The 15051-nt window shown below is 37.8% G+C and carries 15 protein-coding genes; 11 read left to right on the forward strand and 4 right to left on the reverse strand.

Translation table 11 applies throughout. From position 1 onward, the window contains the following. A complete protein-coding gene (locus ABC228_RS13820; RefSeq protein ID WP_345825732.1) occupies window positions 1-189 on the reverse strand; it encodes a hypothetical protein in 189 nt (62 codons plus the stop codon). Window positions 190-428: 239 nt separating this feature from the next. On the opposite strand from ABC228_RS13820, the gene ABC228_RS13825 reads away from it, so the two are divergent. Next, window positions 429-971 carry a transcription repressor NadR gene (locus ABC228_RS13825; protein WP_345825733.1) on the forward strand — a complete coding sequence of 181 codons (543 nt, stop codon included), beginning with the start codon at window positions 429-431 and terminating at the stop codon, window positions 969-971. Window positions 972-1023: 52 nt separating this feature from the next. Here ABC228_RS13825 and ABC228_RS13830 read toward each other — a convergent pair whose 3' ends face one another. Continuing rightward, window positions 1024-2379: an alanine/glycine:cation symporter family protein gene (locus ABC228_RS13830; protein WP_345825734.1), complete on the reverse strand. Its 1356-nt coding sequence runs from the start codon at window positions 2377-2379 to the stop codon at window positions 1024-1026. A gap of 160 nt (window positions 2380-2539) precedes the next feature. On the opposite strand from ABC228_RS13830, the gene ABC228_RS13835 reads away from it, so the two are divergent. Genes ABC228_RS13835 through ABC228_RS13845 form a run of 3 tightly spaced genes read left to right on the forward strand, consistent with a single transcriptional unit; the run spans window position 2540 to window position 4162 of the window. Continuing rightward, a complete protein-coding gene (locus ABC228_RS13835) occupies window positions 2540-3010 on the forward strand; it encodes a low molecular weight protein-tyrosine-phosphatase (protein WP_345825735.1) in 471 nt (156 codons plus the stop codon). A gap of 18 nt (window positions 3011-3028) precedes the next feature. Continuing rightward, the gene (locus ABC228_RS13840; RefSeq protein WP_345825736.1) at window positions 3029-3322 is read left to right on the forward strand and encodes a YtxH domain-containing protein; all 294 of its coding nucleotides are present in this window, start codon (window positions 3029-3031) and stop codon (window positions 3320-3322) included. A 24-nt stretch (window positions 3323-3346) separates the two neighbouring features. Then, window positions 3347-4162: a YihY/virulence factor BrkB family protein gene (locus ABC228_RS13845; protein ID WP_345825737.1), complete on the forward strand. Its 816-nt coding sequence runs from the start codon at window positions 3347-3349 to the stop codon at window positions 4160-4162. Window positions 4163-4373: 211 nt separating this feature from the next. Here the strand turns inward: ABC228_RS13845 and ABC228_RS13850 are convergent, their stop codons facing one another. Then, window positions 4374-6218, reverse strand: a complete 1845-nt coding sequence (locus ABC228_RS13850) for a heavy metal translocating P-type ATPase (RefSeq protein ID WP_345825795.1) — start codon at window positions 6216-6218, stop codon at window positions 4374-4376. A gap of 329 nt (window positions 6219-6547) precedes the next feature. Between ABC228_RS13850 and ABC228_RS13855 the strand changes: the two genes are divergently transcribed. Both ABC228_RS13855 and ABC228_RS13860 read left to right on the forward strand, forming a co-directional pair. Then, the gene (locus tag ABC228_RS13855) at window positions 6548-7399 is read left to right on the forward strand and encodes a transporter substrate-binding domain-containing protein (RefSeq protein ID WP_345825738.1); all 852 of its coding nucleotides are present in this window, start codon (window positions 6548-6550) and stop codon (window positions 7397-7399) included. A 12-nt stretch (window positions 7400-7411) separates the two neighbouring features. Then, entirely contained in the window at window positions 7412-8113 is a 702-nt protein-coding gene (locus tag ABC228_RS13860) for an amino acid ABC transporter permease (RefSeq protein WP_345825739.1), read from the forward strand. Window positions 8114-8131: 18 nt separating this feature from the next. On the opposite strand, the gene ABC228_RS13865 is transcribed toward ABC228_RS13860, so the two are convergent. Next, entirely contained in the window at window positions 8132-9301 is a 1170-nt protein-coding gene (locus ABC228_RS13865; protein ID WP_345825740.1) for an MFS transporter, read from the reverse strand. Window positions 9302-9405: 104 nt separating this feature from the next. Here ABC228_RS13865 and ABC228_RS13870 point away from each other — a divergent pair, with 104 nt between their 5' ends. The 5 genes from ABC228_RS13870 (at window position 9406) to ABC228_RS13890 (ending at window position 14910) form a co-directional block, all read left to right on the forward strand. Then, window positions 9406-10200, forward strand: coding sequence for a YfkD famly protein (locus ABC228_RS13870; protein WP_345825741.1), 795 nt, complete (start codon window positions 9406-9408; stop codon window positions 10198-10200). A gap of 165 nt (window positions 10201-10365) precedes the next feature. Continuing rightward, window positions 10366-11670, forward strand: a complete 1305-nt coding sequence (locus ABC228_RS13875) for a Na+/H+ antiporter family protein (protein WP_345825742.1) — start codon at window positions 10366-10368, stop codon at window positions 11668-11670. A 55-nt stretch (window positions 11671-11725) separates the two neighbouring features. Then, the gene (pdaA, locus tag ABC228_RS13880) at window positions 11726-12526 is read left to right on the forward strand and encodes a delta-lactam-biosynthetic de-N-acetylase (protein ID WP_345825743.1); all 801 of its coding nucleotides are present in this window, start codon (window positions 11726-11728) and stop codon (window positions 12524-12526) included. A gap of 136 nt (window positions 12527-12662) precedes the next feature. Beyond that, window positions 12663-14243, forward strand: coding sequence for an acyl-CoA synthetase MbcS (gene mbcS, locus ABC228_RS13885; protein WP_345825744.1), 1581 nt, complete (start codon window positions 12663-12665; stop codon window positions 14241-14243). Window positions 14244-14358: 115 nt separating this feature from the next. Continuing rightward, the gene (locus tag ABC228_RS13890) at window positions 14359-14910 is read left to right on the forward strand and encodes a hypothetical protein (protein ID WP_345825745.1); all 552 of its coding nucleotides are present in this window, start codon (window positions 14359-14361) and stop codon (window positions 14908-14910) included. The last annotated feature ends 141 nt before the right edge of the window (window positions 14911-15051 follow it).

Genomic DNA, 15051 nt, shown 5'->3' on the forward strand with positions numbered 1-15051 from the left:
TTATTCCCTCCAATCCCTGGTGATCATAATATTTGCAAGAATAATAACTACGCCTGTAATTCCCCAGTACAGAAAACTACCATTCCATGCTTGAATCGTTGATAACACGGAGAATGGGATAATATAAGCAAGTAAAATAGCTAAAACAATGATAAATCCCCAAAAACGATTTGATTTCTTGTTTTCCATTAGTTTAACTCCCTTTAACGTGATAGTTGCTAAGTTAATAGTTTTACCCATTGAGTAAATCAAAAACTTTACAGGTGTCTTTACACCTATATTTACACAAGTGTTGGTAAAAATCAATCCTTTATTTTTCAGTATTGATATAATGCGTATAGATTCGAAGTTCTGTATAATAAAATTCAGTAAGAAAGGTGTATCGCTAGTATGGCATGTTTTACAAAACTTATACGGGGGGCATGGAAATGAAAGGGGAATCGAATAAAATACTTGGAGAAAAAAGAAGGAAGCTAATTTTATCCTGGTTACAGGAGCAACAGGACCCAATCACCGGTAAGGAATTATCTGAGCGAACGAATGTAAGTCGCCAGGTTATTGTACAAGATATATCGTTGTTGAAAGCGACCGGAGAGCCGATTATTGCGACTGCACGTGGTTATGTTTATTTTCAAGACAATGGTGCCAACCAAGCTGTCACCCGTGTCATTGTTGTATCCCATACAACGGAACAAACAGCCGATGAGCTATATAAATTAGTCGATCATGGTGTAGTGGTTCGTAATGTGATGGTGGAGCATCCGATATACGGTGATTTAAGTGGGTCCCTAATGCTGAAAAATAGAAGAGATGTAGATGCCTTTATAGAAGAATTGAAGAAGACTGGAGCAAGTCTTCTGTCTAACTTAACAGAAGGGGTTCATTTACATACCATTGAAGCGGAAAATGAACAGCAATTAGATGAAGCTTGTGAAGCATTACGAGCAGCGGGATATTTATTAGAAAATTAAACGCAAAGTAAAAAGACCGGTTATGGATAACCGATCTTTTTTTGATTTTTAATTAGGAAGGATTTCCGAGCTTGCGTTGCTCTTTTTCTTCCTTGGCTACTTGGAGGAATTTTTTGGTTTCATATACAACTACACCAGATAAACCAAGTAATCCAATTAAGTTCGGTACGGCCATCAGGGCATTCATAATATCAGAGATTCCCCATACTAAATCTAACGTTTCGACTGCACCATACATAACGGCAAGAACAAATACAACGCGATAAATCGGAACAACTCGATCATTAAATAAATACGAAAAGCATTTTTCACCGTAGTATGACCAACCAACAATTGTAGAAAAAGCGAATAAAACAATACCGATTGTTACAATGTAACTACCTGTATCTCCTAAAAATGCTGCAAAGGATGCGGATGTTAATGGTGCACCATCTAATCCACTACCTGCCAGATCAGCCATTACAATAGTAATCCCTGTAATGGAACAAACAATAATAGTATCAATAAAGACTTGCGTCATCGAAACAAGCGCTTGTCTTCCTGGATAGTCTGTTTTTGCTGCTGCAGCGGCAATAGGTGCAGAGCCTAATCCAGCTTCGTTAGAGAATACACCACGTGCCACCCCATAACGAATGACGGTTCCTAATAATCCCCCACCTACAGCGCTTGCTGTAAAGGCGTCTGTAAAGATTACGTTAATGGCAGCAGGAACAATGTCTATATTCATCACAATAATGATAAGACCACCAATAACATAGAATAAAGCCATAATTGGAACAAAGAAAGCGGTGACCTTACCAATACTCTTAATTCCACCTAAAATGACTACTCCGGCTAAAACGGTTAAGATAATTCCAGTAGCCCATGTTGGGATGTTAAACGTGCTTTCTAACGCATCTGATACGGAGTTTGATTGAACCATATTTCCAATTCCAAATGCTGCACATGCACCGAAAATAGCAAATAGGATTCCAAGCCATTTCGCATTTAATCCCTTCTCTAAGTAATACATTGGCCCGCCTGACATTTCACCTTTACTATTTTGCGACCGATACTTTACTGCTAGAATTGCTTCGGCATATTTCGTTGCCATTCCGAATAATGCGGTAATCCACATCCAGAAAACAGCTCCAGGTCCCCCCATGACGACAGCTGTTGCAACTCCAACAATATTACCTGTACCAATAGTTGCGGCCATCGCTGTTGTCAGCGCCTGATAATGGCTAATATCCCCTTTGGATTTCTCATCTTTTCTAGTAGGACTAAAGGCAAGTCTGAGTGCATATGGCAGCGCTCGAAACTGTAAAAAGCCTAGTCGCAATGTTAAATAGATACCAGTACCGACAATTAGAATAAGGGTAGGTGGACCCCAGACAAAGCTACTAATGTCTTTAATTAACTGCTCCATTATTTCTCCCTCCTCTTTCACTTGAATTATCCTTATAATATTTTAAATATTATATAAAAATAACATGTTTGACACAGAATGACAATTATAGATTTTTCACTCATTTTACTTAATTAGAAGAGTAGGTTTGATTATAATAGGGTAGAAAGGTGGTAACGAAATGATACGGGTACTATTTGTTTGTTTAGGGAACATTTGTCGCTCGCCAATGGCAGAGGCTATTTTCCGAGATCTAATCCAGAAAGCGGATTTAGGGGAGAAGATAGAAGTAGATTCAGGTGGGACAGGAAGCTGGCATACTGGTGAAGCTCCACATAGTGGAACAAGAGATATACTAGATAAGCAAAAAATCTCCTATGAAGGGATGAGAGCTAGACAGGTTTCCAAAAAAGATTGGGATGATTTTAATTATATTATTGCGATGGATGACCAAAATATAAAAGACCTACATCACATTGAATCTTCAAATGCGAATAATGTCGTAGCAAAACTAATGGATTTTGTTGACAACCCAAAGGAGACCAATGTACCAGATCCCTATTTTACGGGGGATTTTGATTACACATATGAATTAGTATCCCAAGGATGTTCCAATTTACTTTCGTATATAAGGGACAAACATAACATATAACAAAAGGAGAGGTATGTAATGGGTAAGAGAAGATTACTTACAGGTCTAGCAATTGGAGCTGCAATAGGTGGAATTACTGCTTTATTTGATCGCGATACAAGAAGCTATACCAAGCAAAAGCTTTCAACCGTAAAGGACAAATCGTCACACTATATGAAGCATCCAACGGAAACCATCCATTCAGCAAGAGTAGCAGTGGAAGAATTTAGCGAGAGCTTTGTTTATCAAGCACAAAATGCGGTTAATGCATTAGAACAGGTCGAAAATACCTTGGAGAAGGTTAGCTCAAAAACGAAACGAATTGATGGCTAATAGCCTTAATTAGGAGGTTGAAGCTTGGAGCAAATCATAACCTTTATAAAGAAGCTAATTGGTCGAGTATTTGAGGAAGAAGCATTTGGTGTTTCGGCACAATTAGCTTACTTTTTTCTATTATCTCTTTTTCCGTTGTTGATCGTGGTATTTACGTTAATTGGCTATCTACCCATCGATGCACATGTGTTTATGCAAATGCTATCGAGGGTGGCACCAGCAGATACCATGAATTTAATTGAGGAAAATGTCCATAAGTTAGTAAATCAACAAAATGGTCAGTTATTGTCAATTGGTATTATCGGTACCTTGTGGGCGGCTTCAAATGGTGTAAATGCAATTATGAGAGTCCTAAATAATGCTTATGAGGTAAAAGAGGATCGCTTCTTTATTGTATCTCGGCTAATTGCCATTGTTCTAACCATTGCAATGGTAGGAGTTATCGTACTTGCGATACTATTACCAATACTAGGAAGGATGCTTGGCGTATATTTATTCTCCTTTTTCGGACTATCCGATGATTTTATTAGTATATGGGAAATGCTGCGCTGGGTATTAACCTCAATTGTATTCTTTATAGTTTTCCTTTTTCTTTATAAGCTTGCACCGAATATTAGAGTTTATTTTCGGGATGCCTTTTGGGGTTCACTTTTTGCAACTGTCACGTGGCAATTGGTTTCCTTAGTCTTTTCTTACTACGTCACGAATTTAGGGCATTACTCAACGATGTATGGTAGCTTAGGTGCAGTTATCACGCTAATGATTTGGTTTTATATCTCCGCCTTTATTGTGATTGTAGGTGGGTTAATCAATGCAATTGTTAGTCAAATGAGAAAGTGAGGTAGGGATTTTAGGGTTTTATCATGGAAAACCTACCAGAAATATACTTCGCTTTCACTTCTAGTACAGGATTGATATTTTTTCGAGAGAACTCTTACAGTATCTATCCTACAGCGGACGGCAGGTGATCCTCCTTGTGCTAAGCGTGCCCGGGGTATCACCAATGCCTTCATCCCGCTCAGGTCTAAGTATATTCCTTCACTGTCTCACTTCATTTTAGTAACCGTAGTCCGTTTAGAATGACTAGAATAGTGCTGCCTTCATGACCGACAACACCTAGTGGTAGGTCTAAGGCTTGAACATAGTTGGTTATTAACAGAATTGCAATTACACTAATAGAAAATAGGACATTCTGTTTTACAATTCGATTCATTCGACTAGAAATGCTAATAGCTTTCGTGATTTTGGTGAGCTTGTTTTTCATTAAGACCACATCAGCTGTTTCGAGTGCTACATCTGTTCCTTGTCCCATTGCAATTCCAAGGTTTGCTGTTGCAAGTGCAGGGGCATCATTAATCCCATCACCAACCATTGCCACATTACCATAGGCTTCTTTTAATCGTTTAATATGGGTTACCTTTTCCTCAGGAAGGCAGTTTGCAATATACTCGTCAATACCTGCCTCCGCTGCAATTGCACGTGCTATAATTTCATTATCACCTGTAAGCATTATGGTTTGAATGCCGCGTCTTCGTAAGTTCTCAATGGCATGCTTCGCTTCCGTTCGAATCGTATCCTTTAATCCAAAAACACCAGCTATTTTTCCGTGTGCTTCAGCAAATACAACCGTTTTTCCTTCATGTGATAGCTGTTCTAAAATTCCATTATGAAATTCCCTTGCATTTTCCTCTTCTACAAAAGCGGGTTTACCGATTTTCCAAACAACGCCATCCACCATTGCTTGAACACCATTTCCACTGACTGTCTTCATATCGCTAACATCTATTGTAATTTCGGAATCTAATTGATTCCTGCTATAATCTGTAATGGCTTTTCCTAATGGATGAGTAGATTGGTTTTCAATTGCACCAGCTACTGCAAGTGTATAAGCAGCATCTACATCAGGTGCAAAATAAACATCTGTTACAACCAAATTCCCATTCGTCAATGTTCCCGTTTTATCAAAGGCAATGGCTTTGATGTGACTAAGATTCTCTAAGTGTATACCGCCTTTAAATAAAACGCCTTTACGAGCACTGTTAGAGATAGCCGATAAGGTTGCTGGCATAATTGATGCGACAAGCGCACACGGAGATGCTACTACCAGTAATATAATGGCCCGATAGATACTCGACTCAAGTGACCAATTAAAGAGCAAGTATGGTAAAAACATCATGACCACAAAAGTAATTAAAACCACTTTTACATATACGCCCTCGAATTTATCAATAAATAATTGTGAAGGTGATTTCTCATCCTGAGCTGATTGAACTAAATGGATGATTTTTTGGAACATTGTTTCATGGGCGTGCTTGGTTATCTTAACCTTAATCGTACCATCCAACGAGACAGTCCCAGCTAACACCTCGTCCTGATTACGTTTCATGACGGGTATGGATTCGCCTGTTATCGTGCTTTCGTCAATAGACGTTGTTCCGTTCAAAATAATCCCATCAGCAGGAATTCTTTCTCCAGCCCGAACTAAAATCATGTCATCAATATTAAGTTGCTTAACAGGGACGATTTCCTCCCGGTTTTGCTGAATTCTGATTGCCTTCTCTGGCTGTAGTTTTAACAGAGAGGATATCTCTTTTTTACTCTTATTCATGGTATAGGTTTCAAGTGCACCAGATAAGGAAAAAATGAAGATTAGTATCGCACCTTCTGTCCAGTATCCAATAATTGCAGCTCCAATTGCTGCAAAGATCATGAGCATTTCTACATTTAATTCTTTGTGCTGGAATGTTTCTGTTATTCCTTCCTTTGCTTTCGCATAACCACCAATTGTAAAAGCAAGTAAATGTAAGAATACCCATAGTGATTCAGACATAAAATCTTTCGAAAGCCAGGCAGCAAGGATGATAAGCCCACTTGTTAAGGAAGCAATTAATTCCATATGAGGCTTTATTTTCTCAATATAGTTGCTAATATTTTTAGTATGCTTTACGTAAAAGGTAGCTTGATTTATTCCCACTATTTTTCCCTCCATTTATTGTAATGGACAACCTTAATTATAATTATTATAAATTAGTATTAATTATTATATTAACACCAATATTGATAAAGTCAACCTTTTTATTCATGAATGATTAGGTGTTTCTATTGTTGTATGTACAACTTAATAACAGATTATGGAAAAGTCATTTTTTATTGAATTTATTAGACTATACTGTTACAATCAAAAAGATTCAAAAATATATAACAGTTCATTAAGGGGGATTTGCTATGAAGAAATTAGTTGTGTTATCCATCTTTTTAAGCGCTTTATTCTTTCTTTCTGCTTGTGGTGGAGATAAAGAAGAAAGTGAAGAGAAAGTTGAAGATGAAATTTGGGAATCCATCCAGGAATCTGGTGAAATTGTGGTAGGTACGGCAGGTACGCTTTATCCAGCTTCTTATTATCCAGAAGGTTCAGATGAACTAACAGGCTATAATGTAGAGGTGTTTCGTGAAATTGCCGAACGCTTAGGAGTAGATATAAAATTCGAAACAATGGCTTATGATTCTATGCTTTCTGCTCTTCAAAGTGGACGTGTCGATATTATTCAAGCTGGACCAAGAGAAGCAAGTCGCGAAAAGTTTGCGTTTTCTGAGCCAGTTAAATATTCTTTTTCTACAATGATTGTACGTGCTGATGATCTATCTGGTATACATACACTGGAGGATCTTAAAGGTAAAAAAGCAGGTGGAGCTGCAACCACTGTATATAGTGATATTGCAAGAAAGTATGGTGCTGAAGTTGTTACGTATGGTAATGTGACAAATGATGCTTATTTACGTGATGTTCATAATGGACAGACAGATGTTGTCATCAATGACTATTATCTACAAAGTCTTGCTATCCAAGCATTTCCAGAGTTCAACATTACGCTTCATCCCGATTTACGGTTCCATCCAACAACGAATAATGTTGTGATGCAAAAGGAAGCCACTGTTCTATTGGAAAAAATTAATGAAATTATCGCAGATATGAAAGAGGATGGAACATTAACCGAAATTTCAAAGGAATTCTTCGGTGGGCTTGATGTTTCTAAGGAAACAGAAGAGGAAGTAATTGAAATCGAAGGCATTGAATAATTAGGTGATACGATGTTTGAAATCGATAATGTCCAGTTAGAAAATTTATTTGATGCAGAATTAGCTTGGGAGAGCTTACCGTTTTTACTTGAAGGTGTCCCCATGACGATTTCTCTTGCTATTATTGGAATGGTGATTGGATTAATTCTAGGGTTCTTTATTGCGTTAGCAAGAGGATCGAATACTATTTTATTACGGTGGCCGTCTCGACTCTATATTTCGTTTATGCGAAGTACACCAATCATTGCATTTTTGTTTTTAATTTATTTTGGATTACCGATAATCGGTATTAAACTGACAGCATTTGTTGCAGCATCCATTGCATTTGGGCTCAATAGTGCTGGCTATATAGCAGAAATTTATCGCGCGGCATTATTGAGTGTTGATAAAGGACAATGGGAAGCGGCGAAGGCACTGAATATTGGCTATTGGAAAACGATGCGTAAAATAATATTGCCACAAGCAATTCGAATTGCAATTCCACCATTAGCAAATGTCTTTCTCAGTGTCATGCTGGGTACATCCTTAGCTGCTATTATTACCGTACCGGAGCTATTTCAAAAGGCACAGATTGTCGCAGGCCGTACTTTTGATGCGATGACGATGTATATCACGATTATGCTGATTTATTGGCCAATTGGTATTGCCATTAACTTTTTACAGGAACGCCTAGAAGCTAGATATAGTAAATTTATTAAACCGGAGATCAGATAACATTGATCTCCGGTTTTTTTATGCGGTAGCTTGTAATCTTGTTTCTTTTTTTAGAATCATTGCGCCGATAATGATAGCAAGAATAAATGCAATTATATAGAAGAATGAAACCCCCGGAAGGAACTGTATAAATAGTCCACCGAAATAAGGCCCACCTAAACTTCCGATACTAAAAGCTATACTGCAAAGTAAGTTTCCTGCTGGTAATAGTGATTGTGGTAATAAATCGGTCATATAGGATATTCCAAGCGAATAAAGTGATCCAACGAATATTCCTGCTAATGTAAATAAAATAAATAACGCAATGACTGATGTCTCTAGCATTGCTGCTGCTATAAAACAGAATAGACCTGCTATCATAATATATAACAATATTTTTCTTCTTCCCATTTTGTCACTTAATATGCCGAGTGGTAGCTGTGATAGCAAGCTTCCAGCTGCAAAACAAGGAATAATCAAGGATAGCATCCCCACCTCATGTCCAATTCTCAGTCCATAAACTGGAAAGGTTGCATGTAAGGTTGCCTCAAGGAAACCATAAGCAAATGGTGGTAACAAAGCGATCCATGCAATTTTAGTCGTTTTGATGAATCGCTTGATAGAGCTTCCTTTTGTAGTAGAAATACTGCTATCAGCTTTTGGCCATTTATTTCGAACAAATAGCATGAGTGACCAAACTATTGTACTTAAGATTGCAGAAGCAATAAAAGGTAATGATTCATGAATTTCTAGTAAACGGGTTAGAAGCGGTCCAATAGCAAATCCTAAACCAAACGACATACCATATAAGGATATACTTCTTCCACGAGTATCTTTATCTGCAGTGGTTGTAATCCAAGTCTGTGTCCCGAAGTGAAGCATATTATCTCCAATACCGATGGCAACCCGGAGAATAAACCAAAACCACAGCGCCTCCCAAAGCGGAAATAATGCTAAGGATAGGATGACAAGTAAGCCGCCGACTAAAATAATCGGTTTAAACCCATACTTTTGCATTGGTTTTTCCATAAATGGAGATGCAATCAGAACGCCTATATACAAGCCGGTTGCATGTAGTCCATTAAGTGAGGAGGACACGCCACCATGCTCCAAGATTATTGCTAATAAAGGCATTAGCATCCCTTGTGATAAACCTGAAATCATGACTAATAAGATTAAAACCCAAAAACGAAAACGGTCAAAGATCATTCCTGTTCCCCCTAGGTGAAGTATTCACGAATATTAAACGTATCTCTATGTATAAAAGTATCAGTGCCTGAAAAAACTAAGCGCAAAAAGAGAGGAATGGGCACATGAACAACAAATATATCATAGCATTAATTACAATCCTATTTGCAACTCTGACACCTTTTGTTTTTTCTGCAGAAGAAAAAGAAGAGAAGAAGGATCCTTACACAGTCCCAAGTCACGTATTAGATATCGCAAAAGAAAATACGTATCCAAATTCGACAGAGGATGAAGAAGTAATAGAGCCTAGTGAGCTGACAAAAGAACTTATTGATAGTTCGGACGTGAAGATTACCAATCCAAATTTAATTAAGATGTTAAATGAGTCTACCTTAGATCCATCCCCCATTGCATTTGGTTATCGTGGTATGGTCTTTTTAGGACGTTGGCCACTAAACTACGAATCCAGTGATACCAATATAAATTGGGAGTACCAAAAGATTAACGTCAATGAGCTAAATAATCTTGGTGGAAAAGACAATCAAAAGTTAAATTATATTCAGCAGGAACAGAAAGAAATAAAAGGTGCGTTAACAAATAAAATTGCCAATCCATCGGATGTTAAGCAAATGATTATCATGAAAGCAAAACAACAAACAAAACTACCGCTATCGTATAATACGACTATTGGAAATGGCACAAAAAAAGAAAATTCCTATAGTGTGCCTGCTCAGAAATATGGTTACCTTCATGCATTTGCACCAGCAGTAAATGAAAAAGGTCAAGTCACGTTTGGAGAGGTCTATATTCAACTAAAAGGTACGAAGAAATCGCTTGTTATTAAAAATGTGACCAAGCAGGGAATAGGGGCATGGATTCCAATCCAAGACCATGTATCTTTTTCGTTCGAAATCAAATAGGTTAAAATTGGAAAAGCTTTGTCACACCACTGGTGACAAAGCTTTTATTTGTTTGGCAAATAAATTCTAAAAAAAGTTATATAATATGGGTTGATTTCATTGCTTTAATACTTTATCATGATGAAGTATTAAAGATATATAGACAGGATTTAGGGGGAAGAAAAAATGGAATGGGTTGTCGTTGTTTCCGTCTTATTAATGACGGTTCTTAGTTTATTACGTGTAAATGTTATTATTTCAATCATTATTGCTGCTATTGCTGCTGGACTTATGTCGGGATTAAATATAATGGAATCCATTGAAATGCTAGTCAGTGGTATGGGAGGTCAGGCTAACACAGCATTAAGCTATGTGTTACTCGGGGCTTTTGCAGTAGCAATTAGCTATACGGGCATCACTTCTATATTAGTAAATTATTTGATTCGAGTGTTAACAGGTAAAAGGACAATGCTATTATTAGTGATTGCTGGTGTCGCATCCCTATCACAAAACGTGGTACCAGTACATATCGCGTTTATTCCGATACTTATACCGCCATTATTAAAGCTGTTTGATACAATGCGAATAGACCGACGTGGCGTTGCGGTCGCATTAACATTTGGATTGAAAGCTCCATATGTGATGATTCCAGCAGGATTTGGACTAATATTCCACGGGATTATTTACGATGGAATCGTACAAAATGGTGCAAGTATCACGATGGGTGAAGTTGCTAAGTCAATGATTATACCAGGATTGGGTCTTGTCGTTGGATTATTAATTGCAATTTTCTTTACGTATCGTAAGGATAAAGCTATTGTACCGGAAAATGACGTAGCTAGTGCGGTGAGTGAAGAAACGAAAAGAATCGTGTTTGGTACAAAGCACATGTTAACGATTATTGCGATAATTGGTGCGTTAGTTGTTCAGATACTTACGGATAATTTGATTATTGGTGCCTTAACAGGTCTTGCTCTCATGTTTCTATTCTTTGTTATTCCATTTTCAAAAGGGGATAAAATTGTTACGGACGGTGTCAGCATGATGAGCTCCATAGCATTTGTTATGTTAGTTGCCTCTGGGTTTGGTACAATTCTAAAAGATACTGGAGCTGTAGATGCTTTAGTCGAAGTTTCATCTGGTTTTTTAGGAGATAATAAGGCACTTATCTCACTTGTATTACTTTTAGTAGGCTTAGTGATTACCATTGGAATAGGTTCATCCTTTGGTACGATTCCAATTATTGCAGCATTATTTGTGCCAATTTGTATGGCCGCTGGTTTTTCTCCATTAGCAACTGCAGCCTTGATTGGTACAGCTGGAGCATTAGGAGATGCAGGATCACCAGCATCTGATAGCACGCTAGGACCAACATCAGGTCTTAATGCGGATGGAAAGCACAATCATATATGGGATACATGTGTCCCTACATTTATTCACTTTAATATTCCATTGTTCATTTTTGGATGGGCAGCATCCTTGTTCTTATAAGCTGAATAATATTTACCGATTAAGGAAAAGGTAAGAAAAAAATAGGTGGGTTATTATGCAGAGATTTTACGTTGTATGGACAGCTACCTTCATATTTTTTCTTGCCTTTTCTTCTGTAGTACTACATGAAGTAGAAGCAAGAGGCTATGGATGGGGATACAAGAAGAATTTGAACCATGAAATACCAGATGTGGGGAAGTATCGGGACATATTGAAGGAGCACGGTGCTTATTATGTGGATGAGTCTGGAGAGAAAACTTTATACTTAACCTTCGATAATGGGTATGAACAAGGCTATACAGGTGATATCCTAGATGTTCTGAAAAAAGAAAAGGTACCAGCTGCTTTTTTTGTTACGGGGCATTATGTTGATAGTCAACCAGAATTAATAAAACGAATGGTAGATGAGGGACATATTATTGGGAATCACTCCTATCATCATCCAGACTTCACGATTCTTACGAAAGAAGTTATGAAGCGTGAGCTGGAAACCTTGGAGGATGCAGTAGCCGATGTATCCAATCAAAAGGATATTAAATATGTTCGTCCACCAAAAGGGATGTTTAATGAGCAAACCCTTGAATGGGCAAATGATTTAGGGTACATTCATGTATTCTGGTCACTTGCGATTATCGATTGGAATACGAAGTCTCAAAAAGGATGGGAATATGCTTATGATCAGATTACAAAACAAATCCACCCAGGGGCTATTCTATTATTGCATGCCGTTTCTGAGGACAATGCCAAAGCATTAGAACGACTCATACAAGATTTAAAGAAAGATGGCTACACCTTTAAAAGCTTAGACGACTTTGTCATTAAGGACAAAATGCCAGAATCAATTTACGGTTATTAAGTAAAGAACGAGATAGATAACTGCCCTATAGGGACAGAATCTGTCTCGTTTTTGTTTTTCCATCTAAATATCCATTTTAAAATTTCCGAATATTTGTTATAATGTTCAACAATCGAATGAAGGGGAGTGGACGAAAATGAACCGAGAAGATCTAATTGCTCCTGTGGACTATAACATTGTAATGGAAGTTGAGAAGCATGCTAAGTATAAAGAAAGACAAGCCCTGATTTGGGAAGATGAAGATGGAGCAAAGCGAGAGATTTCATATGGAGAACTAATGGAGAATGTCAATAAAATTGGAAACGTTTTCTTAGAAAGTGGTTTGAAAAAAGGAAATAAATTACTTGTCATGATTCCTCGTAGAATAGAAGCATATGAAGTTTATTTAGCTGCACTGAAAATAGGTATTGTAATCATCCCTAGCTCCGAAATGCTGAAAACGAAGGACCTGGAATATCGGGTAAACCATGGCGGAGTAGATGGTGTCGTCAGCTATCATTCCTTTGCTGAACAATATAAAGAACTATCAGGCTATAACCAATTACATAAATTTGCTGTCGGAAAGCCAGTGGAAGGCTGGTATTTCCTAGATGGGTTAATGGAGGATGCCTCAATCAGCTTAGAGATGGCAGATACAACGAGAGATGATATGGCATTTATCTCGTATACCTCAGGAACGACAGGAAATCCAAAAGGCGTCGTTCATACACATGGCTGGGGATTTGCGCATTTAAAAACTGCACCAGAGAATTGGCTATGTGTAGAGGAAGGAGATAAGGTCTGGGCAACGGCCGGACCAGGCTGGCAGAAATGGATTTGGAGTCCATTTTTATCAGTGTTAGGTACGGGTGCTACGGGATTTATTTATAATGGTAGGTTTGACGCCAATAAATACTTGCAGTTACTAGATAAGCATGAAATCAATGTACTATGCTGTACACCAACAGAGTATCGTCTAATGGCGAAGGTTGATGACTTGGACAACTATCAGTTGGAGCATTTGCACAGCGCAGTATCTGCGGGAGAACCCTTAAATGTCGAAGTAATTAATACCTTCCGTAAGTATTTTCGTGTGACGGTACGTGATGGTTATGGTCAAACAGAAAATACTCTATTACTTGGCGTGATGAAAGACATGGAGGTAAAGCCAGGATCCATGGGAAAACCGACACCGGGTAATGATGTTGAGATTGTAGATGAATTCGGTGAACCAGTAGGAGTTAATGAAGTTGGAGATATTGCATTGCGATTAAATAGTCCAGCTTTATTCCGTGAGTATTACAAGGATCCAGACCGTACGAACCTCACAAGAAGAGGAGATTTTTATATCACAGGGGATCAGGCCAGAAAGGATGAGGAAGGGTATTTTTGGTTTGAAGGCCGTAGTGACGATATTATCATAAGCTCAGGCTACACAATAGGACCATTTGAAGTAGAGGATGCTCTTGTCAAGCATCCGTATGTGCAGGAATGTGCAGTTGTAGCAAGTCCAGATGAGATAAGAGGTAGTATTGTAAAAGCTTTTATTGTTTTAAAAGGAAATGTTAAAGAGAGTCCAGAGCTGCTTGTAAAAGAGCTACAGGAGCATGTGAAAAATCTAGCGGCACCTTATAAATATCCAAGAGAAATTGAATTTTTGGATGAATTACCAAAAACAATCTCTGGTAAAATTAGAAGAGTGGAATTACGCAAAAAGGAAATCGAAAATCATATTTAATGGCAAAAGTAGAACAGGCAGCATTTTAGCTGCCTGTTCTTTTTGTATCCAAGTTTATGAAACAAAATCTTCCAGCTGCCCGTATAAAGAGTATTCATAAAATGGGAGGATAGCTATGGTACGAAATTATGAAAGAAGACACTATTTTATGGCAATTGGGATTGCCATTCTTTTTATCTCACCTCTTCTACTAATTATTATGCCCTCTTTTGTTGTAAACAGCTTATATCATGAACCTGGAACTTGGGTTGTAGTTGTGCCCGGTAATAGCTATATCCTATATGGAGCAGGTTTTTTTCTACTCGTAGTAGCGGCATTAACGATATACTTCTTTAATGTGAGAAAAATCGCTGTTTTGATAAGTATTGGATTTGTGATGATTAGTAGCTTATTGTTCTATTATGGTACAAAGCCGTTTCGTGCAATTTCGGATCAAGGGATATCCTATCGGGAAGAAATTACGGGTGAAATTAATACCTTTACCTGGGAAGATATTAACTATATAAACTACTACGATGTTGATTGGAGTGAAGGCTTCGATCAATACGAATTTTTCTTCAAGGATGGCAAACACATTCAAGTTACGCAAAATGGAAGTGTCATGCCATACAGTATTGCAATCTCTAATAAGTTAAAAGAGGCAAAAATTGATATACACTGGAAATAGAACGAAAAAAATCCTAGTTTTTGATAAGCTAGGATTTTTATTTCGATTAAGCATGAATGAATTTGTTTGACGAATCCACAGGGATATCTAGGCTTAACTTCCCGTGTAAACCAGTCCCCACAAGCATTCCCGAAAATTTAG

It is taken from the genome of Ornithinibacillus xuwenensis, from assembly GCF_039614845.1.
GTDB classification, from domain to species: domain Bacteria; phylum Bacillota; class Bacilli; order Bacillales; family Amphibacillaceae; genus Ornithinibacillus; species Ornithinibacillus xuwenensis.